Below are 19,740 nucleotides of genomic sequence, written 5' to 3'. Positions count from 1 at the left end.
TTACGGCGTGAGAACCACCTTGACCATGCCGTCCTGCTTCTTCTGGAATGTTCCATAGGCCTCAGGTGCCGCGGCAAGTGGTAGCCGGTGGGTGGCGAACTGTTCGACTCCGAGCGGATCCTCTGCGGTCAGCAGCGGCATGATGTCGGGCACCCACTTCTTCACATTGGCCTGCCCCATCCGCAGCTGAATCTGCTTGTCGAACAACGTCATCATGTTGATCGGGTCGGCCGCGCCGCCGTAGACGCCAGACAGTGAGATCGTGCCGCCGCGGCGTACCAGAGCGATCGCCGAATTCAGCGCAGCGAGGCGATCGACACCTGCCTGCTTCATCACGACGCGGCCAACGGGCGAGGGAAGGAAACCTGCGGCAGTCTGCATTGTTTCGGCGATCGGCGAGCCGTGTGCCTCCATGCCGACAGCGTCGATCACCGAGTCGGCGCCGCGGCCGTCGGTGTGGCCCTTCACGACGTCTTCGACGTCGTCACTGCGCAAATCGATGACATCCGTGCAGTATTCGCGTGCGCGAACCAGTCGCTCCTCGACCAGGTCCACACCGATCACGCGGCAACCCTTGCGGTGCGCCGCGATCCGGCACGCCATCGAACCGATCGGTCCGAGGCCGAGCACGACGAGCGTGCCCCCTTCGGGGACGTCGGCGTACTCAACGGCCTGCCACGCGGTGGGCAGCACGTCCGACAGATACACGTACCGCTCGTCCGGCCCGTCGTGCGGCACCTTGATGTGGGTGTACTGCGCCTGCGGCACCCGCAGGTACTCGGCCTGCCCGCCGGCCACCTCGCCGTACAACTTGGAGTAGCCGAACAGGGCAGCGCCGGTGCCCTGGTCGCGATTCTGTGTCGTCTCACATTGGCTCTGCAGTCCGTGGTCGCACATGAAGCAGCGTCCGCAGGAGATGTTGAACGGAATCACGACGCGGTCGCCGACGGCCAGGGTGTCGACCTCGCGGCCGACTTCTTCGACCACACCCATCGCTTCGTGACCGAGGATGTCGCCGGGCGTCATGAACGCTCCGAGCACCTCATACAGGTGTAGATCCGAGCCACAGATGTTCGTGCTGGTGACGCGGATGATAGCGTCGGTCGGCTCCTTGATGGCCGGATCGGGCACCGTGTCCACGGATACCTTTCGCCGGCCCTGCCACGTGACTGCTCGCATGTGCGTGCTCCTTGCAGATTTGGTCGTTTCTACGGGCGTGCCCATCTCGGCGATCGTCAAACCTCGGGTCAGGATGGGGGGATGACCGACACCGGAACGGTCGTGGAGTTGCGGGTGCACGGCGTCTCGGGCGCACCGCCAGAAGCACTGCTGGGCTGTCCCGCCGAGGACGTCGAGCGGACAGCAGGCGATGCGGATGCCGGTTTCTATCGCAGAAAGCCAGGGATCGATGCGGCCGCCGGCCCGTCAAAGCCCGACGGATGGCGCAGGGTGATGGAGGCGTATTCCTGGGGCGCGTTGACATCCGGGCGGGCGAGCCGCGCCCTGTGGCTGCTGTTTCTGCCCTTCATCCTGATCGACCTCGCGCACTGGATGTTGCCGCCGGCCGGTAGAAGACGTCCCGCTGCCATCGCGGTGACCTTGCTGCGGCTGATCGCCTTGTCGTTCACGTTGACGCTGATGCTCGCAGCGGCGATCGCGGTGATGGATGTAATCGTCTGGCAGTGTGTGGGTTTGGACCATTGCAGCGCGGGTCCGCTGACATTCCTACGAACCTGGCACCGCGGCTGGCGGCTGGCCGCGAGTGCGCTGCCGCTGGTGGCGGCGATCGCGTTGTTGTGGCGGTTGGGTGCGGAGGAGACGAAGGTCGACACGGGTGGGCGTCTGCCGCCGCCGAATCCTGCTGTGCTGGAGGACGAGCCACCGCCGCTGGCGCAGGACTCGTTTTGGAACCCGGACGAATCGGTGCTGCGGCTGCGTTACTGCCACGTGATGGCGTGGGCGGCCGGGTTGGCCGCGGTGGTGCTGGCCGTACCCGTGCAGTACGCCGCGTCGCCTTTCGCCCATGCGGTCAGCGTCGGGCTGCTGGCAGGCGATGGCCTGATCCTGGCCACCGCCGTACTGGCTACCGCCTCGAGCAAGGCGACTGCGCGCGGCGGCAGCGGTGTCAATCATCTGACGTGGCCCCTGAGCGCTTTGCGCGGGATCTCGCTGGGAATGCTGGCCGCATCGCTGATTTGGGCCAGCATCGCCGACGTGTCCTATCCCTCTGCGCCGGGGCACCTGCCTGGCCTACACATGGCGGTTTACGTCTTGTTCGTCGTGCAGGTGGCGATGCTGGGCGCGTTGTTTGTGTTCACCGCATTGTCAATGCGTGGCACGCTCACCGCGGAGCGGACCAAGCAGGACGGTGGGTACCGGATGACGCTGGGTGGCTTCACCGGACCGTATGTGGCGCTGGTCGGTTGGCTCATCGGTGGCGGGTTCAGCGTGGGCGTCGGCCTCGGGATGGCACAAGTGTTCGGTAAAACCGCGCTGTCCGCCGAGGCGCCTACGACGGGGACCGCGGATGCGGCACTGATCGTGCCGCCACCGTATGTCTGGGCGGCGGTGGCCACCGTCGCGACGGTCATCGTGGCGATCGCCGTGGGAGCCTATGTGTGGCTGCGAGTCATCCCGAAACGCATCGACAGTCAGTTGACTGTCGTGCGCGACGACTATCCCGGCGTCACGGGTGCCAATGAACAGCTCACGAGGATCGCACGAGCACGGGCGTTGGCGTCGCTGACGGATGTCGGCGCACGAAGTCTGGCCACCATGGCCCTCGTCGCGGTGACGGCCGCCACCGTGATGCTGATCGTGAATCTTTCCGTACCGCAGTTTGATTCGTTCAACTGGTCGGGATGGGTCTTCCGCATCAGCGTGTTCGTCTCCGCCGCACTGGCAACTGGGTTGGTGCTGCTGGCCGCTGCGGCCTATCGGAACCGCCAACTGCGACGCGCCGTTGCGATCCTGTGGGATGTGGTGACGTTCTGGCCACGCGCCAACCACCCGTTGACTCCGCCGTCCTACGGCGCGCGAACGGTGTGGGATGTCCGGTTGCGCCTCGACGGCTTCAGACGAGCCGCTGTTCCCGCTGTTCTTGTCGCGCACAGTCAGGGCACCGTGATCGCGGCAGCTACGCTGTTGCAGGCTCATTTGGAAACCGAGCACTATCCACTGCTGACGTTCGGCTCGCCGCTGCGGCGGCTGTATGCGCAGAATTTCCCGGCCTACTTCGGCATCGAGACGTTGCAGCGGTTACGGCATTGGCAGCTGCTCCCCAATGAACAATGGATCAATCTGTGGTGCCTCACCGATCCGATCGGCGCGTGGATCTTCAATGACGACAACACCGATCTGCGGGCTGCGCAGAGCGGTGATATCGATTGCCGCCTGTTTGATGTCACGCGGACAGGGTCGGTGCCGGATCCCGGTGCACCCATCTGCGGGCACTCCGGATTCTGGACGCGCACGGAGTACGAGGAGGCCATGAAGGTCCTACAGTCCACCGTGATGCCCGAGGGATCTGCGCCGGCCGACACCAGTGCAACGGCGCCACCAACGAAAGAGCTGTTATGAGATTCGAGAATCGCACCGCCCTCATCACCGGCGCTGCGATCGGCTTCGGCCGGGCGTTCGCACGGGCGCTGGCCGCCGAAGGTGCCAAGGTGGTGCTCGCCGACATCGACGTCGACGGAGCCGAACATACTGCGGCCGAGTTGGTTTCGGGAGGCGCGCACGCGATCGCGGTGGACTGCGATGTGGCCGACGCCGATCAGGTAGATGCCGCGGTCGCCACGGCTGCTGGGCACTTCGGCGGTATCGACATCGTGATCAACAACGCCGGGCTGCATCTGATGAAGTACAACCAACCGTTCGGTGCGCTGTCGCGCGACGACATCCGCGACCTCTTCGACGTCAACGTGATGGGCGTGATCAACATGACGTTGGCGTGCAGGGACTCGATGCGCGAACGCGGGGGCGGTGTCGTGCTCAACATCTCCTCGATGGCCGGCTACATGAGCGCGACACCGTACGCCGTATCCAAGCTGACCGTTCGCGGTCTCACAGTCGCGTTCGCCACCGAACTTGCGCCGGACCGCATCCGCGTCAACGCAATAGCCCCTGGCCTGATGAACACCGAGAACGCGCTGGCCGATCTGCCGACTCCGTTGATCGACGAGTTCGTTCAGCGACTGCAGCTGGTGCACAGGCTCGGCACGATGGACGACGTCGTGTCGGCGATGTTGTTCCTGTGCTCGGACGAGGCGTCCTTCATCACTGGCGAGACGCTCAAGGTCAGCGGCGGCTACCCGCTGAACTTCTGATCCGCGTAGCGCACGAGGCGCGCCTGCATCTCGGGGTACGGATCGGAAGCCGGCATCGCTGTTGCGTCGCGAACAGCGACGGCGGCCTGCGCGGCGGCGTGGATCGCGGCGCGATACGGCAGCGAGCCCGTCGACACCCTGCGAACACCTAGCGCACCGAGGTCTGCGAGTGAGAGGCGAGGTATGGCAAGGACATTCACTGGCAGCGGGATCGCGGCGGTGAGTTCGCGTAACACGTCGGGGTCGGTGGCGCCAGGGACGAAGATGCCGTCGGCGCCCGCCTCGACGTATTGCGCGGCGCGGTCCAGTGTCGCCGCTACCGTCGCATCCTGATCGAGCCAGTAGGTGTCGACGCGAGCGTTGACGAAGATGTCGGGTGAACGACGTTTGATTGCTTGCACTTTCGCCGCATGCTGGTCCGGGTCGATCAGCTTCTCGCCGGTGCTGTCCTCGATGTTGATCCCGTGGGCTTCAAGCCGGGCGACGTAGTCGGCGACCTGGTCGGGGTCGTCTGCGTAGCCGTCTTCGATGTCCATGCTGACGTAGCAGTCCAGCGGTTGCAGCGCGGCGGCCAGGCCGAGGTTTGCCTCTTTGGTGGAGCGACCGCCGTCGGGCCTGCCGAGGCTGGATGCGACGCCGAAGCTCGTTGTGCCGACGGCCGTGAAGCCACACTCCAGCAGCGCCAGCGCCGATGGCACATCCCATGCATTGGGTAACAGAAGCGGCAGGTCACCAAAGTGCATGTCCCTGAAGGTCATTCAGCACTCCAAGGGGTGCTGGGCCGATCGCGGTGTTTGCCGTCGACGATCACGTCGACACGCTCGTCGAAGAAACATATCCTGTCGCGCACCGGTTCGGCATCGTGCAGCGGCTCGTGATACGTCCACGCGACATCGCGCCGTCCGTCGGGCACCGAGTAGTAGGAGGCGCGGCCCTTGTATGCGCAATAGGTCACGGTGTCGCTTGGCTCGAGGGGCACGGTCACGTCCTCGCGCGGCAGATAGAAGCGGAGCGGCAGCAGCGTCTCGAACAGCAGCGTCGGCCGCGTGGACTCCGCCAGCAGTCGGCCGTCCAGCTCGACGCGGACATGGCGGCTGCTGCGAAGGACGTCGATGCGGCTGAACGGATCGTGCGGGTGGCTGACCACCGGTTCGTCCTCCTCGCGCCATTCGAATGCGGAGAACTCGAGGATGACGTAGTCGGCGAGGTCCGGGTCGTCGGGGCAGAACGCCGCCGCGGCGCCGGTTTCTTCGCCCGCGATGACGTCGTAGTCGGTGCCCGGGCAGGAGTGCGCATCGAACGGCACCGACGGATCGAGGATGGGCCGCGAACTGATCGCCGGAAGGCGAACGCCGACATCCTCGTCGGCGCCGGACTCCGCCCCTGCGGGGACCAGCTGCGCGGTCAGGGCAGCAATGGGGACCGCATAGGTCGGGACGACCCGGCGCGGCTCCCAGACCAGCAGGGCTTCGCAGGTGTCGGCGACCGGTTCACCGCCGACGCAGGCGCGCACCCGCTTCGCGGTGCGCTCGTAGCGCAAGGTGTCGAGATTGCCGCCGAGCAGGTCCATCATCCTGATGGCCATCGCGGACCCCTTTCACTTGCGGGGTGGACGCAGCGCGTTCATCGCCAAGCGCATTATCGGTCCGGGGACGCGATCCTTGGCCGAAAGCGCCGCATCGGCGGCCCTGCTACGCAGCGGTGTGCCACGGCCGAACCACTTGTTGAGGGGTCCACCGGTCGGCTCGAGCTCAACATGCAGGGGTGGTTTACCGTCGGCTGCGCCCAGCGCGTTGGAGATGACCACTCGCTGAATTTCGCTGGTGCCCTCAAAGATGGTGTACAGCTTGGCATCTCGATACCACTTCTCGACCGGATGGTCCTTGATGTAGCCCCAGCCGCCCATGGTCTGGATGGCGCGCTCGGTGGTGCGCACGGCGAGTTCGCTGGCGGCCAGTTTGGCCATCGACCCCTCGCCCCGCTCGAGTGGCACCCCGGATGCAGCCATCCAGGAGGCCCGCCAGGTGAGCAGCCGCGCCGCGTCGAGCGCGGTGGCAAGATCCGCGAGCGGGAACGCGATGCCCTGGTTGTCGATGATCGGCGAGCCGAACGCTTCCCGCCGATTGGCGTATTCGGTCGCGTATTCCAGTGCGGCCCTTGTGATTCCGAGCGCCTGGGCGGCGACCATCGGCCGGGTCTGCTCAAAGGTGCCCATGGTGGCCGAGCCGGAATGCTTGGCGCCCTCGATTGCCTCACGGGCCTTGGCCAGCTTGTGCTCGAGCTTGTCTTGGCCGCCGAGCAGGTTGGCGGCGGGCACCCGGACACTGTTGAACTTCAGCTCGGCGGTGTGCGACGCACGGCAGCCGAGCTTGTCGAGTTTGCGAACGAGCTCCAGGCCAGGGGTGCCACCTGGCACGATGAACAGGGCCTGGCCCCTATGACCGAGTTCCTCGTCGACGACGGCGTTGACGACGTGCACGTTGGCGATGCCGCCGTTGCCGATCCACATCTTGTGGCCGTCGATGATCCAGTCGTCGCCGTCCCGGCGTGCGCGAGTACGCAGATTGCGAACATCGCTGCCGCCCTCGGGCTCGGAGATCGCGAGCGCGGCGAGCTTGAGATCGCCTGGCGTGCCGAAGCATTCGGGCGCCCACTGCAGCATCTGCTCGGGCGAGGCGGCCTGGCCTATCGCCGACAATGCCAACGCGGGCATCACTATCGCAAGGCCGATGCCCGCGCAGCCCCAGAACAGTTCCTCCATGAACATCGGCAGCGACAGCCCGGTCGGGTCGCCGATCAGGTCGCGGTAGAACAGCGGGCTATAAAAGCCGCGAGCAGCCGCTTCTTCCAGCACCGGCCATGGAAACTCCTGGCGCTGGTCGTACTCGAGCGCGACCGGTCTGACGCATTTCTCTGAGAATTCGTGGGTCCGTCGGGCGAGGTCGTGCTGCGCGGCGGTCGGCGTGATGTCGAAGCTCACCAGCGCCGGGTACCCGCCGGCTTAGCCTCGTAACCGATGAACCTCCCTGAGCTGAACCTTCGGCAGCGCGACGGAGTCACCTGCGGACCGACCGTCGCAGTGGTCGCGGGTGCACTGCTGGACCCGGACCGCGGCGCCGGACTGTCGGATCCGGCATGGTTCGCCGACGAACAAGCCCGGGTGCACCGCGAGGTGAACCGGGTGTGGCCGCGCCGATTCGGCACGACGCCGTCCGCGATGGCACGCGCGCTGACCGCCCGCAGCCTCGGCGTGCGCTACCGGTGGAGGTTGTTTCGGGGGTGGCGCGACAGGCTGTCCGATGTTGAGCGTGCGGTGGAAGCGGGACGCCCGGTAGCGATGTTGCTCGGACGGTTCATCCCGCGGCACTGGGTGCTGATCATCGACGTGGCCGGACCCCTGTGGCAGTGCTACGAACCGTCCTCGGGGCAGGCGTACACGGTGTCAGTCGACGCGGTGCGGCGATCGCGGTTGAGCCGACTGGGTTATCCGCGGCCGTTCGCGTTCGTACTGCCCAAAGCGTCGACGCGGTCGGCCACCAACTGATCGTCGGGCGCGTCGGATTCCTTGAGCACCGCGACCACGCCCATGCGGTTGCGCTCGGGTTGGTTTTGCGACATCTTCGCCTTGCCTTCGACTTTCGAGATCACCAACTCGACGCCGACGATCGCCCGCAGCTGTGCGCGCGTATAGCTTTCGGGCGCATCGGTGACTTGCCACGGTTGCGCACGGCCTTGCTCATGCCGATTCGTCAACATGGTCACGAGGTTGAGCACCCAGTCCGCATCGTCGCGTGCCACAAGTCGGCCGTAGACGTTGAGCAACTCGTAGTTCCACGTCGGCACCACCTTGCCCGTCTCCGTCTTCGTCGCGTAGAAGCTGGGCGAGATGTAGGCCTGCGGGCCGGCGAAGATGGCCACCGACTCGCTGCCGTCGGCCGTCCAGTGCCGATTCGCCCGCGACACGTGACCGATGAGCGAATGCCGTTCGGCGTCGTACAGCAGCGGCAGCGGCGTCACCATCAACCCCGACGGGTGCTGGCTGACCAGATGCGCGAAGCCTCCTTGGCCGAGCGCGGCCTGGGCTTCTTCATCGGAAAGGGCGAACTGTCGCGGAATGTACATGGCAGCTTCAGCGTAGGACGATCAGCAACCGAGATTCCTCCTTTCGAACGTATGATCGAACAGTGGGCGAGCTCCAGTCGATCGGCTACAACGGCCAGCCCGTGCAGCAGGCTTTCCGCCGCGTCGATCCGCCGGTCGCGGTGCTGGTGGACCTCGCTGCGCTGTTTCCCCGCGAACCGCATCGTGGCGGTGGCTACAACCCTGCGGGCCTGCAGATGCACTCCGTCGTCGACGGCCGGCTGACCTGCTGGGGCATCTGCGAACAGGGCTACTGGTGGGGGCTGGTCACCTACGACATTGCCTACGGCCCGCGGCGCAAGTCGGTGACCCACTGGATCCCGGCATGGATGCTCAAGCGAAAAGCGGACTAGCCGTGACGTCGGCTAGGCGGACATCGCTTCGGCTATCCGCTTCTGGGCTTCGCCGGGGGAGATCCGCAGCCGTCGGGACAAGACGTCTGCCCAGGACGTCCAGCCGAACATGGCCGGGTCGTCCTGGGTGATCAGCTGGCCGATCAGCCGGCGGTCGAGTGCGACCATCTTCTTGTCGATCTCGCCCAACCGTTTGAGAAGTTCCGTCTTCTCGGGGCGCGTCAGTGCTTCCAGCGGAAGCGCGGCGAGCTGACGGTAACTCGCTTCGGCGGCGTCGAGAGCCGCGATGACTTGCTTCTTATTCGAACTCATGTTCGAAGCGTAGCGCGGTCGTCCGACACGTGACGAAAGTCAGGCGTCGTGGCCCGGATCGAGATCGCGAACATCAGAGAACGTGACGAGTTGCTCGAACCCGTCGGGGGCGCTTCCCGCTACGGGCTCGAGCAGGACGCCAACGTGGTCGCCGAGGTCGTAGCGGCCGCGCACCGCGCCGGCAAACCACCCGGCCGCGTCGTCCAGGATCGGCAACTCGTGAGGGCCCGAGTGCCATGCGCACCGCGCGAATTTGTCGGTGCGATCGCCGGTCTCACTGCCGAACAACCGGGCGAGCTCAGACTGTCGTCGCTCGATCAGGTGGACCGCCAAGTGGCTGGCTCGCTCGGCGACGCGATACGTGTGGTTGCGTTTCGATAGTCCCGCCAGGAATCGTGGCGGATGGATGCTCGTCTGGCTGGTGAACCCGACAAGACAACCGGCCAGCTCGTCGCCGGAGCGGGTGGTGACCACAAACATCGGGTAGTCGAGCAGCGCGACGAGTTTCTCGAAGGGCTGCGTCATCGCCGCGTCGCTAGGGTTGGGGCATGGTCAGAAAGTACGCGACTGCAGATGCCGTTGACCTGTCCGCCCTGCTGGACTTCATTCGGCCGCGACATCGCATGGTGCTCACCACTTTTCGCGCCGACGGCTCGCTGCAGAGTTCCCCGGTATCCGGCGGCGTCGACGACGCCGGCCGCATCGTGATCTCCAGCTATCCGCAACGCGCCAAGTCGGCCAACGTTCGTCGCACGCCGCGGGCCAGCGTGTTGGTGCTGTCTGACGAATTCAACGACGCTTACGTGCAGGTCGACGGCGACGCCGAGGTGATCGACCTGCCGGACGCTGTCGAGCCGTTGGTCGATTACTACCGGTCGATCGCCGGTGAACATCCCGACTGGGCGCAATACCGGCAGGCGATGGTCGACCAGGGCAAGTGTCTGATCCGCGTCACTCCCCGACGCTGGGGTCCCGTGGCGACGGGCGGCTTCCCTCCGCAATAGCGTCACCACGCGCCGTCGAGGTCCAGCGTCATCGCACCCGACGGATCGGCACGAAACTTTCCGGTGCCCGCGACGTTCGCCAGCCCCTGGGTGCCCGACGCGACCCGCAGCTCCGCCGCCGCCACGCCGTCGCGGTACTCGCCGTCGTGCAACAGCACTATGCCGCCCTGCTTGCCGCCGATCGTCCCGGTGATGTGTTCGACACCGACGAACAACGCGCTCCTGTCGGGTGAGTAGGTCAGTAGCCACTTCGTTGTGGACGTCCCCTGGATGTCGCCCTCGTAGCGCTTGGCGACCAGCGCCTCGGTCAACTTCGTCGCGTCATCGCCATCCTCGAACGGCGTTTCGTCCCAACTGGCGATCTCGAAACGGGCTTCGATGTGTCTGCTCATGCCTGCCGGGATACCCCGGACGACAGATCGGGAATCGATAGGCCGAGCAGCGCCGTTCGCGCTGTCTGTGGTAGTCAGAGCTGGGAGGGCGCGTTGCATCCGCTAGCACGTCAAACTATAGTCTGGACACATGTCCAGAGGGTTCGGAGTTACTGCGTGACACCATTTGTCCAGCTCACCGGCCCACGATCTGCCCTCTGCTGCGCGTGTTTGTGAGCTGACATGCGCATCGCTTTGTTGTCTTATCGGAGCAAAACTCATTGCGGCGGCCAGGGGGTCTACGTCCGCCACCTGTCGCGCGGCCTCGTCGAACTCGGCCACGACGTCGAGGTGTTCTCCGGCCAGCCCTACCCCGAGGTGCTCGACCCGCGCGTGCGGCTGACGAAAGTGCCCAGCCTCGACCTGTACCGAGAGCCTGATCCGTTCCGCGTTCCGCGGCCGAGGGAAATCCGCGACCGCATCGACATGCTCGAACTGCTGACGACGTGGACGGCCGGCTTCCCCGAACCCCGTACCTTCACGATGCGCGCTGCCCGGCTGCTGGCCGAGCGGCTCGGCGACTTCGACGTGGTCCACGACAACCAGAGCCTCGGCACCGGCCTGCTGGCCATCGCCGAACTCGGCCTGCCGGTGGTGGCAACGGTGCACCATCCGATCACGCGCGACCGTGTCCTCGACGTGGCGGCCGCGCAATGGTGGCGGAAGCCGTTGGTGCGCCGCTGGTATGGCTTCGCCGAGATGCAGAAGAAGGTGGCGCGCCAGATTCCCGAGCTGTTGACCGTGTCGTCGACCTCGGCAGCCGACATCGCCGAGGACTTCGAGGTCGCGCCGAGCCAGCTGCATGTGGTGCCGCTCGGCGTGGACACCGCGCTGTTCAAGCCCGCCCAGCAGCGGGTCCGCAACCGGATCATCGCGATCGCCAGCGCCGACGTACCGCTCAAGGGCATCAGCCACCTGCTACACGCGGTCGCCCGGTTACGCGTCGAACGCGATCTGGAACTGCAGCTGGTGGCCAAGCTCGAACCCAACGGGCCGACCGAGAAGCTGATCGCCGAGTTGGGTATCTCTGACATGGTGCACATCTCCAGCGGGGTGAGCGACACCGAGCTGGCGGAGCTGCTCGCATCGGCCGAAATTGCTTGCATCCCTTCGTTATACGAAGGTTTCTCGCTGCCCGCCGTGGAGGCGATGGCCAGCGGTACACCGATCATCGCCAGCCGTGCAGGCGCGTTGCCCGAAGTGGTCGGCGCCGACGGGGAATGCGCGCGGTTGGTGCGGCCTGCCGATGTCGACGAGTTGACCGATGTGCTTGGCGAGTTGCTCGACTCGCCCCATGAGTTGAAGCGTTTGGGTGCCGCGGGGCGGCGTCGCGCGCTCGAGGTGTTCAGCTGGGAATCCGTTGCGGCGCAGACCGTCGCGGTGTACGAGAAAGCAATGGCGAAATGCTGACTGTCGACTTCGACCGATTAGGCGTCGGTGCCGGCACGAAGGTGATCGATGTGGGGTGCGGCGCGGGCAGGCACTCGTTCGAGGCCTATCGTCGTGGCGCCGACGTCATCGCGTTCGACCAGAATGCGGCCGACCTCAATGACGTCGACGAGATTCTGCAGGCGATGAAGGAGCAGGGCGAAGCGCCGTCATCGGCCCGCGCCGAGGCCGTCAAGGGCGATGCGCTCGAGTTGCCTTATGCTGACAGCACTTTCGACTGCGTGATCGCCTCGGAGATCCTCGAGCACGTCCCCGAGGACGATAGGGCGATCAGCGAACTCATCCGAGTGTTAAAACCCGGTGGCTCACTCGGCATCACGGTACCGCGGTGGCTGCCGGAAAAGGTGTGCTGGGTGCTGTCGGACGAATACCACGCCAACGAGGGCGGGCACATTCGCATCTACCGGGCCGACGCGCTGCGCGACAAGGTACTGGCGCACGGCCTGCGATTGACGCACACGCATCATGCACATGCGCTGCATGCGCCGTTCTGGTGGCTGAAATGTGCTGTGGGAACCTCGAAGAATGACCACCCCGCGGTGGCGGCCTACCACAAGCTGCTGGTGTGGGACATGATGGAGCGACCGTGGCTCACCCGCACCGCGGAGTCGCTGCTGAACCCGTTGATCGGCAAGAGCGTGGCACTGTACTTCAGGAAGCCGGTGGAGCCTGTTGCTGTCTCCTGAGGTTCCCGGCGTTCCCGGCGTACTCACGCCGGCGCAGTGTCGTCAGACCGCGCAGTCGATCGCCGAAACGCAGGAACCCTCCGGCGCTATCCCCTGGTTCGACGGCGGACACACTGATCCGTGGGACCACGTCGAGAACGCGATGGCGCTTACTGTCGCAGGGCTTTTGGAGCCGGCACGGGCGGCGTTTAACTGGTGCCGCCACATGCAGCGAGCGGATGGATCCTGGCCTATTCAGTTGCGCAAGGGCGTGGTCGAGGACGCCAACAGCGACAGCAACTTCTGCGCATATATCGCGACGGGCGTCTGGCATCACGTGCTGATCACCCGCGACCAAGCATTCGCCGAGACGATGTGGCCGGTGGTCGCAAAGGCCATCGACTTCGTCGTCGACCTGCAGACCAGCGGCGGTGAAATCTCTTGGGCCAGAAGCTCATCCGGACCTGAACCCGAAGCGCTGCTGACGGGCTGCGCCAGCATCTACCACAGCGTCAGATGCGCGTTGGCGCTCGCGGACTACTGCGACGATCCGCAGCCGGAATGGGAAGTCGCCGTGGGCCAGTTGGGACACGCGATCGCCCATCATCCGGAAGCGTTTGTGACCAAGGACCGTTGGTCGATGGAGTGGTATTACCCGGTGCTCGGCGGCGCACTGCAGGGGTCGGCGGCCCGCGAGCGCATCGATGAGCGATGGGACGACTTTGTGGTGCCGGGCCTGGGTATCCGGTGCGTTGACGACCGGCCGTGGGTGACCGGCGCCGAAACCTGTGAGCTGGTGATGGCGTTGGACGCCATCGGCGATTCGGCTCGGGCACACGAACAGTTCGCTGCCATGCACCACCTCCGCGAAGAAGACGGCTCCTACTGGACGGGCCTCGTGTACGCCGACGGCAAGCGCTGGCCAGTCGAGCGCACAACATGGACCGGTGCGGCGATGATCCTCGCCGCCGATGCATTGTCGCGTACCACTGCGGCCAATGGCATCTTCCGCGGTGTCGACCTGCCGCGCGGCCTCGAGGGTGAGTACGACTGCGCCTGCGCCACGAGCGACCGTTAATCGCCGACCAACCCGGCTACCGGCGTCGAACGCGCACCAACGCTCCGCGCGACGGCGCCAGCGCCACGCTTCGCGATTTCCAGCCTTCGTCGCGCGCATTTGAGGGATAAATAATGTAGCCGTGCAGCAGGGTTCGCAGCACCACGCGTAACTCCATGGTCGCAAACGCCGCGCCGATGCAACGGCGGACTCCGCCGCCGTACGGAATCCACTGGGCTGGGTCAGGGCGTTGCGTCATGAACCGATCGGGATCGAAGCAGGCCGCGTCGTGGAACACCGACTCGTCGGTATGTAACAGCCCAATGCTCGCGACGAGCGTGGTCCCCTCTGGCATCGTCCACGGACCGATCTGCAGTGTCGGTGCCTTGACCTGACGAAACGTGGTATCGATGACGGGGCGTGTGCGCAATACCTCAAAGATGGTCGCGTTCAACAGTTCTTCGGATCCCGCATCGACATCGGCCACGAGGCGGTCAAGCAATTGCGGGTGTCTCTGCAGACGTTCGACGGCCCACGCCAGCGTGGTGGCAGTCGTTTCGTGGCCCGCCGCAAGCATCGTGATCAGCTCGTCGGCGATCTCGTCCCGAGTCATCGCAGAGCCGTCCTCGTAACGGCTCCGCAGCATCAACGCCAGCACATCGTCGCGGTCGGCCAGTCCGGGGTCGGCCAGGGCTTTGTCGATCAGCCGATCGACGATCGCGTCGTACTCACGGCGGTACCGAAGGAACCGGCCCCACGGGCTCCAGCGTCCCCAATCCCATTGCGGCACAGGGATCAGTGCAAACTTCGAGCCGAGCCTGATTCCGGGCGGCAGTGTTTCCCGGAGCCGCTCGAATTCCTGCCCCTCGGCGCCGAACACGGCGCGCAAGATGACGTTCAGGGTGATGCGCATCATCGACGGCAGCGCCGCGAATGCCTGGTCCTGCGGCCACGTCGCGAACTCGCTTACTGCCTCGAGTTCGATGATCGCCTCGTATGCAGCCAGTCGCCTGCCGTTGAACGACGGTGTCAACAACTTGCGGCGCGCGCGGTGCCGAGCACCCATCATCGCGAACATCGAGTTCGGTCCCATAACCCGGCCGAGGTTCGCGTCCGTCGTATCCACCAGGTGGGGAGCGGTCCTGAACAACTGCCGAATATCGTTGGGATCACTGATGACAACCAGCTGCCCGAAGATGGGCAGATCGATGGTGAAGGCCGACCCGTAGCACCGGCGCAGCATCGCAAGGGCGATCCGTCGATCGGTCAAGGCCAACGCACCCTGGACAGATCGGGGGAGCCGCGGGCCGGGCGGCAGCTTCACAACGGCGGCAGGCGTGCCCAGATCGGTCGTCGTCATAGCGCGGGGATGGTATTCCGGCGAGGCATCCAGTCAATGGACGGAAAGCGACGACCACGAGTCGGCGCGCTCCTACGCTATTCGGGTGCGCTTGACGTGGCCCTTGATAGGTCGCTCCGAAGAGATGCAGCTGATCTCGGCGGCGATTTCACATCCTGACACCGCCGGGATTCTGTTGTCAGGCGCGGCCGGCGTCGGAAAGAGCCGGGTGGCCAGGGAGGCGCTGTCGGCCGCCGAGTCACGTGGCTGCGTGATCCGGTGGGTCGTGGCCACCACCGCAGCCCGTGCCCTTCCGCTGGGCGCGTTCGCGTCGTTCGTCGGCTCCGCGCCCAGTGACATGCTGCAGCTCGTGCGCGGCGTGATCGAAGCGCTGACCGCCGCCCGCCAGGGTGCCGTTGTGATCGTGGCTGTCGACGATGTCCACCTGCTCGATGACCTGTCCACCTTCGTGTTGCAGCAGATCGTGCAACGCCGCGCCGCCAAGGTCGTGGTCACGGCCCGCGAGGGCGAGCCGATTCCGGCAGGGCTGCAGGAGATGTGGACGCATGATTCGTTTGAGCGCATCGACCTTCAACCGATCTCCCGAGACGAAACCGCGACACTGCTTTCGGCGGCACTCGGTGGTCGCGTGGACGTGGACGCGACGCGCCGCTTGTGGCACCTCACGCGGGGCAACGTCTTGTATCTGCGCAACATCGTCGAACACGAAGTGGCCGACGGGCGCCTTGCCGAGCGGCACGGCTTCTGGACGTGGACCGGCAAACCGGTCGTGACATCCAGCTTGGTCGAGATGATCGAAGCGCGGACGGGAGCACTGCCCGCAGCGGTCGGCGAGGTGATCGATGCGTTAGCGGTGGGCGAGCCCATCGAGCTGGCGTCGCTGTGCCGAATCACCGACGCCGGCGCGGTCGAAGAGGCCGACATGCGTGGGCTGATCAAGCTGGACAGTGTTGACGGAAGGGTCGAAGCGCGGTTGGCCCATCCGCTGTACGGCGAGGTGCGCCGGGAGCGCGCACCGTCCACCCGATTACGGCGACTGCGCGGGTGCGTTGCCGCTGAACTCGCAAACGGAGACGACTGCGACAACATCCGGACGATCGTGCGGCGTGCGACGCTGAGCCTGGACTCTGACCTCGAACCGGATGCCGACCTGCTTGTCAAAGCCGCGCATGGCGCTGTGTGGCTGGCTGATCTTCCTCTTGCCGATCGACTGGCCGAGGCGGCTATGCGAGCGGGCGGTGGTGCGGAGGCATACATCATTCGCGGGTGCAATCTCTCGGGACTCAGCCGTGGCGAGGATGCCGAGGCAATCCTGGCAAGCGTCCCCACCAGCGGGTTCACCGATACCGATCACGGCAGGCTTGCGTTCGTGCGCGGCATGAACTTGATGTACACGCTGGCCGACCCTGCACGCGCGAGAGACGTTGTCGACGAGTTGTCTTCACGAATTGGCGCGGACGCATGCCTCGATGCCTTCCACGCCGTGTATTGGGCCGCGCTGGGTAAGCCAGAACTCTCACTGGCGGCGTCGCGCGATCTCGTTCTCACCGAGTTACCCGCCGTCGTCGGCGCGCAAGCCGCGTCGCAGATTGCACTTGCACTCGGCGACGTCGGCCGCACGACGGATGCGGTTGCAGCGGCCGATGCAGGCTACGCCATCGTGGATGGCGCCTTCGATGCTGAGAACATTCGATTCGTCATTGCCACGAGCCATGTTGGCGCCTTGCTGCAGTCCGGTCGCGTGCGCGAGGCAATGCTGGCCGCCGAGGGCTTGCGCCGCCAATGGGCTGATCTGCCGGGCGTGCTGCAGGTGCTCAGTCTCGCCGTCGCAGGTCGGGCCGCCCTCGGAGCCGGTCAGCTCGACGCCGCATGTTCCATGCTGCAACCGATCGATCTGTTGATCGGTGAGAGCAACGGTTGGGGATATCGGTATCAGCTACCGCATACCGTTGCGTTGGCCATGCGCGGATCAGCCGATGACGCGGCGACTGCACTTGCCAGCGCGGAGAAGTATCGCCATCCGAGTCATGGATGCGTCGACTTCGAGTTGGGACTGGCGCGGGCATGGGTTGCGGCGTCGCAAGGGGTTGTCAGTCAAGCGATCTCACAGTCGCTCGAGGCAGCCGAAACAGCGGCTGCCAACGGCCAGTTTGCCGCCGAAGTGGTGTGTCTGCAGGCCGCGACACAGTTCGGCCACGCGGCTGCGGAGTCTCGACTTCGTACTTTGGCCGAGATCGTCGAAGGGCCTCGCGCCCCGCTCGCGGTCCGCTTCGCTTCCGCATTACACAGCCGCGATGGAGCCGAGCTCGCCGCGGTATCACATGGCTTCGAGGAAACCGGTGACCTCATCGCGGCGGCCGATGCCGCTGCGCACGCCGCATTGATCTGCCGGGGCCAGGATCTGCGCGGCTCGGCGTACACGTATGCGACCCGAGCGGAGGGGTTGGCCGAATTATGCGGCGGCGCAATCACACCCGCGCTGCACGAAGCCGTTGAGCCCGTGCCGCTGTCGTCGCGAGAACGTGAGATCGTCGCGCTGATCGCAGAAGGCCTGTCCAACCGTGAAGTCGCCGACCGGTTGTGTCTGTCCGTGCGCACCATCGAGGGCCACATCTATCGGGCGATGGCCAGGACAGGGGTGTCCAACCGCGAGGAACTCTCCGGCCTGTTGAAGCGGCGGCGTTGAGCTACAACTCCTGGCCTGGCGTACCTGACGTCCGCTCCAACACGCGCATCGAACCTGTCGCCAACACCTCGCGGAAGTCGCCGGTGGCCAGTGCCCGCTGGTAGATGTGAAACGGCGCCTGGCCGCCATCGTTCGGGTCGGGGAACACGTCGTGGATGATCAGCGCACCGCCGATGTCGACCCATCGCGCCCAGCCCTCGAAGTCGCGCTGTGCGGCTTCTTCGGTGTGGCCGCCGTCAATGAACAGCAGCCGCAACGGCATTCGCCAGCCGCGGGCGACGACCGGGGACTTGCCGACGATCGCCACCACGTGGGCGTCCAGCCCCGCGGCATCGAGCGTGTGCCGCAGCGCCGGCAGTGTGTCGAACAGCCCGGTGACGGAGTCCACCATCGATGCGTCGTGGTACTCCCACCCCGGCTGATGTTCCTCGGAACCATGGTGATGGTCGATGGTATAGAGCACCCCGTCCGTCTGCTGTGCGGCGGCGCCAAGGAGCACGGTGGATTTGCCGCAGTACGTGCCGATCTCGACGCCGACGCCGTCGCCTAGATACCGGACGGCGGTGTCGAATAGCGTGCGTCCTTCGTCAGCGGGCATGAAGCCGGTGACCTGCTCAGCGAGGGCAAAGAGTTCGTCTGCGTTGCTCATCGGGATCCAACTTACCGTTGCTGGTAGAAGGCACTTGTAGTAGCGTCCGGACACGTGTCCGATCCGGTCCTGGAGTCGACTCGGCGCCGCCTGACCGCCAAGCAGGCCGACACCGTCGACCGCCTTGGCCGCGCCGCCGTTGACCTCTTGAGTCGGGAGGGATTCGCCGGCCTGACGGTGCGGCGGGTAGCCGCGGAAGCCGGCGTCGGAGCCGCGACCGCCTACACGTATTTCTCGTCGAAGGAGCACCTCGTCGCCGAGGTGTTCTGGCGTCGGCTGGCGGCATCGCCGCCCGCGGCGCACGACTCGGTCGACGCGGCTACCCGGGTGGTCGACGTGCTACGTCACATCTCGCTGCTGGTCGCCGATGAGCCCGAATTCGCTTGTGCCGTAACCAATGCCCTGCTGGGCAAGGACCCAGACGTCGAGGTGCTGCGGCTGCGCATCGGCCGCGACATCCGCGACCGGTTGGCTTCCGCGCTTGGCTCCGACATCGATCCGGAGATCATCGACTTGCTGGAGATGCTGTATTCCGGCGCACTGGTGCGCGCGGGAATGGGCTACGCGTCGTATGCGGATATCGCGCAGCGGTTGGAGAAGTCCGCGCGGTTGATGCTGCGTTAACGCGGGCCCAGAATCGCGGTTGCGGCCGCGACCGCGTGCTCGACGATTCCCTGCACGTCGCGGTCGTCCTCCACGAACAGTGCCGTCAGCTCCCGCAGCCCGCCCAGCAGGATCAGCGCGAGCGGACGCGAGATCGGGGCAAGGTCCGCTCGCCGAAAACCTGGGCTGTCGGTGAGGTCGACCAACATGTCGGTGAGCGCCTCCATCGCGAGCCGATTCAGCGGCCGCGCCACCAGGCCGAGCGCGGGCGCCTCGCGGATCCAGCTCAGCGTGATCGCCGGCCGCGACCCGATGTGGTCGACGTAGGCCACCGCTGCCTGGCGGATCTGGAGCTGCCAGTCGGCCTCGGGGTCGACGGCTGCCTGGATATTGGCGATCAGATCCTCGTTGTTCCTGCGAAGCAGTTCGATCAGGCACTCTTCCTTGCTGGCGAACTGCTCGTAGAACGTGCGCTTGGACGTCCGTGCATGCCGAACGATGTTGGCAACGGTGGAGTCGCGGTATCCCCGCTCACCGATCGAGGCGGCCAGGCCCTCGATCAACCGGTCGCGGAAGGCGTCGTCGACGGACGCAGCTGGGACGGCCGGCCCGTCGGAGCCAGCTCCGTTGAGCGCTGTCGTCATTTCGCCTCCCCGCAACCCTTGCGCGTGTCTGGTACCAAGCGGTACCGTACTACACACAC

Annotated in this window: 21 protein-coding genes; 10 read left to right on the top strand and 11 right to left on the bottom strand. The window is 65.7% G+C overall.

Going from position 1 to position 19,740, the window contains the following annotated elements; translation table 11 throughout:
• Window positions 1–1,179 (bottom strand): zinc-dependent alcohol dehydrogenase, encoded by a 1,179-nt coding sequence (locus tag MYCSM_RS30345; RefSeq protein WP_015310014.1) that lies wholly within the window; start codon window positions 1,177–1,179, stop codon window positions 1–3.
• Between the two features lie 81 nt (window positions 1,180–1,260).
• On the opposite strand from MYCSM_RS30345, the gene MYCSM_RS30340 reads away from it, so the two are divergent.
• On the top strand, window positions 1,261–3,579 hold the full coding sequence (locus MYCSM_RS30340; protein WP_015310013.1) for a hypothetical protein: 2,319 nt from the start codon (window positions 1,261–1,263) through the stop codon (window positions 3,577–3,579).
• On the top strand, window positions 3,576–4,328 hold the full coding sequence (locus MYCSM_RS30335; protein WP_015310012.1) for an SDR family NAD(P)-dependent oxidoreductase: 753 nt from the start codon (window positions 3,576–3,578) through the stop codon (window positions 4,326–4,328). The genes MYCSM_RS30340 and MYCSM_RS30335 overlap by 4 nt, the downstream gene beginning before the upstream one ends.
• On the opposite strand, the gene MYCSM_RS30330 is transcribed toward MYCSM_RS30335, so the two are convergent.
• From MYCSM_RS30330 to MYCSM_RS30320, 3 genes are read right to left on the bottom strand one after another with little or no spacing between them, the layout of a single operon-like run.
• A complete protein-coding gene (locus tag MYCSM_RS30330; RefSeq protein WP_015310011.1) occupies window positions 4,310–5,086 on the bottom strand; it encodes an isocitrate lyase/PEP mutase family protein in 777 nt (258 codons plus the stop codon). The two genes, MYCSM_RS30335 and MYCSM_RS30330, sit on opposite strands and share 19 nt — an antisense overlap.
• The gene (locus MYCSM_RS30325) at window positions 5,083–5,913 is read right to left on the bottom strand and encodes a DUF427 domain-containing protein (RefSeq protein WP_015310010.1); all 831 of its coding nucleotides are present in this window, start codon (window positions 5,911–5,913) and stop codon (window positions 5,083–5,085) included. The genes MYCSM_RS30330 and MYCSM_RS30325 overlap by 4 nt, the downstream gene beginning before the upstream one ends.
• A 12-nt stretch (window positions 5,914–5,925) precedes the next feature.
• The gene (locus MYCSM_RS30320; protein ID WP_015310009.1) at window positions 5,926–7,308 is read right to left on the bottom strand and encodes an acyl-CoA dehydrogenase family protein; all 1,383 of its coding nucleotides are present in this window, start codon (window positions 7,306–7,308) and stop codon (window positions 5,926–5,928) included.
• A gap of 36 nt (window positions 7,309–7,344) precedes the next feature.
• Here MYCSM_RS30320 and MYCSM_RS30315 point away from each other — a divergent pair, with 36 nt between their 5' ends.
• Window positions 7,345–7,872, top strand: coding sequence for a hypothetical protein (locus tag MYCSM_RS30315; RefSeq protein ID WP_015310008.1), 528 nt, complete (start codon window positions 7,345–7,347; stop codon window positions 7,870–7,872).
• Here the strand turns inward: MYCSM_RS30315 and MYCSM_RS30310 are convergent.
• Entirely contained in the window at window positions 7,812–8,450 is a 639-nt protein-coding gene (locus MYCSM_RS30310) for an FMN-binding negative transcriptional regulator (RefSeq protein WP_015310007.1), read from the bottom strand. The genes MYCSM_RS30315 and MYCSM_RS30310 overlap by 61 nt on opposite strands.
• A gap of 62 nt (window positions 8,451–8,512) precedes the next feature.
• Here MYCSM_RS30310 and MYCSM_RS30305 point away from each other — a divergent pair, with 62 nt between their 5' ends.
• Window positions 8,513–8,821, top strand: coding sequence for a hypothetical protein (locus tag MYCSM_RS30305; RefSeq protein WP_015310006.1), 309 nt, complete (start codon window positions 8,513–8,515; stop codon window positions 8,819–8,821).
• 12 nt (window positions 8,822–8,833) lie between these two features.
• Here the strand turns inward: MYCSM_RS30305 and MYCSM_RS30300 are convergent, their stop codons facing one another.
• A complete protein-coding gene (locus MYCSM_RS30300; protein ID WP_015310005.1) occupies window positions 8,834–9,133 on the bottom strand; it encodes a DUF222 domain-containing protein in 300 nt (99 codons plus the stop codon).
• 39 nt (window positions 9,134–9,172) lie between these two features.
• Complete coding sequence (locus tag MYCSM_RS30295; RefSeq protein ID WP_015310004.1) at window positions 9,173–9,658, bottom strand: flavin reductase family protein; 486 nt, start codon at window positions 9,656–9,658, stop codon at window positions 9,173–9,175.
• Between the two features lie 23 nt (window positions 9,659–9,681).
• On the opposite strand from MYCSM_RS30295, the gene MYCSM_RS30290 reads away from it, so the two are divergent.
• Complete coding sequence (locus MYCSM_RS30290; protein WP_015310003.1) at window positions 9,682–10,137, top strand: PPOX class F420-dependent oxidoreductase; 456 nt, start codon at window positions 9,682–9,684, stop codon at window positions 10,135–10,137.
• A gap of 2 nt (window positions 10,138–10,139) precedes the next feature.
• Here MYCSM_RS30290 and MYCSM_RS30285 read toward each other — a convergent pair whose 3' ends face one another.
• The gene (locus MYCSM_RS30285; protein ID WP_015310002.1) at window positions 10,140–10,529 is read right to left on the bottom strand and encodes a DUF3224 domain-containing protein; all 390 of its coding nucleotides are present in this window, start codon (window positions 10,527–10,529) and stop codon (window positions 10,140–10,142) included.
• A gap of 222 nt (window positions 10,530–10,751) precedes the next feature.
• On the opposite strand from MYCSM_RS30285, the gene MYCSM_RS30280 reads away from it, so the two are divergent.
• Genes MYCSM_RS30280 through MYCSM_RS30270 form a run of 3 tightly spaced genes read left to right on the top strand, consistent with a single transcriptional unit; the run spans window position 10,752 to window position 13,760 of the window.
• Window positions 10,752–11,978, top strand: a complete 1,227-nt coding sequence (locus MYCSM_RS30280) for a glycosyltransferase family 4 protein (protein WP_015310001.1) — start codon at window positions 10,752–10,754, stop codon at window positions 11,976–11,978.
• On the top strand, window positions 11,972–12,703 hold the full coding sequence (locus tag MYCSM_RS30275; RefSeq protein WP_015310000.1) for a class I SAM-dependent methyltransferase: 732 nt from the start codon (window positions 11,972–11,974) through the stop codon (window positions 12,701–12,703). Before MYCSM_RS30280 ends, MYCSM_RS30275 begins: the two co-directional genes overlap by 7 nt.
• A complete protein-coding gene (locus tag MYCSM_RS30270) occupies window positions 12,690–13,760 on the top strand; it encodes a hypothetical protein (protein WP_015309999.1) in 1,071 nt (356 codons plus the stop codon). The genes MYCSM_RS30275 and MYCSM_RS30270 overlap by 14 nt, the downstream gene beginning before the upstream one ends.
• Before the next feature lie 16 nt (window positions 13,761–13,776).
• Here the strand turns inward: MYCSM_RS30270 and MYCSM_RS30265 are convergent, their stop codons facing one another.
• Entirely contained in the window at window positions 13,777–15,099 is a 1,323-nt protein-coding gene (locus MYCSM_RS30265) for a cytochrome P450 (protein WP_015309998.1), read from the bottom strand.
• Between the two features lie 85 nt (window positions 15,100–15,184).
• Between MYCSM_RS30265 and MYCSM_RS30260 the strand changes: the two genes are divergently transcribed.
• Window positions 15,185–17,785 carry a helix-turn-helix transcriptional regulator gene (locus MYCSM_RS30260; protein WP_041312866.1) on the top strand — a complete coding sequence of 867 codons (2,601 nt, stop codon included), beginning with the start codon at window positions 15,185–15,187 and terminating at the stop codon, window positions 17,783–17,785.
• Between the two features lies 1 nt (window position 17,786).
• Here the strand turns inward: MYCSM_RS30260 and MYCSM_RS30255 are convergent, their stop codons facing one another.
• Entirely contained in the window at window positions 17,787–18,434 is a 648-nt protein-coding gene (locus tag MYCSM_RS30255; RefSeq protein ID WP_015309996.1) for a class I SAM-dependent methyltransferase, read from the bottom strand.
• Window positions 18,435–18,488: 54 nt separating this feature from the next.
• On the opposite strand from MYCSM_RS30255, the gene MYCSM_RS30250 reads away from it, so the two are divergent.
• On the top strand, window positions 18,489–19,058 hold the full coding sequence (locus tag MYCSM_RS30250; protein WP_015309995.1) for a TetR/AcrR family transcriptional regulator: 570 nt from the start codon (window positions 18,489–18,491) through the stop codon (window positions 19,056–19,058).
• Here the strand turns inward: MYCSM_RS30250 and MYCSM_RS30245 are convergent.
• Window positions 19,055–19,681 (bottom strand): TetR/AcrR family transcriptional regulator, encoded by a 627-nt coding sequence (locus MYCSM_RS30245; RefSeq protein ID WP_015309994.1) that lies wholly within the window; start codon window positions 19,679–19,681, stop codon window positions 19,055–19,057. The genes MYCSM_RS30250 and MYCSM_RS30245 overlap by 4 nt on opposite strands.
• Window positions 19,682–19,740 lie beyond the last annotated feature (59 nt).

It is taken from the genome of Mycobacterium sp. JS623 (genome assembly GCF_000328565.1).
GTDB lineage: Bacteria > Actinomycetota > Actinomycetes > Mycobacteriales > Mycobacteriaceae > Mycobacterium.
Note: the sequence above shows the minus strand (reverse complement) of the source record. Positions and strands in the feature narration are given on the sequence as shown.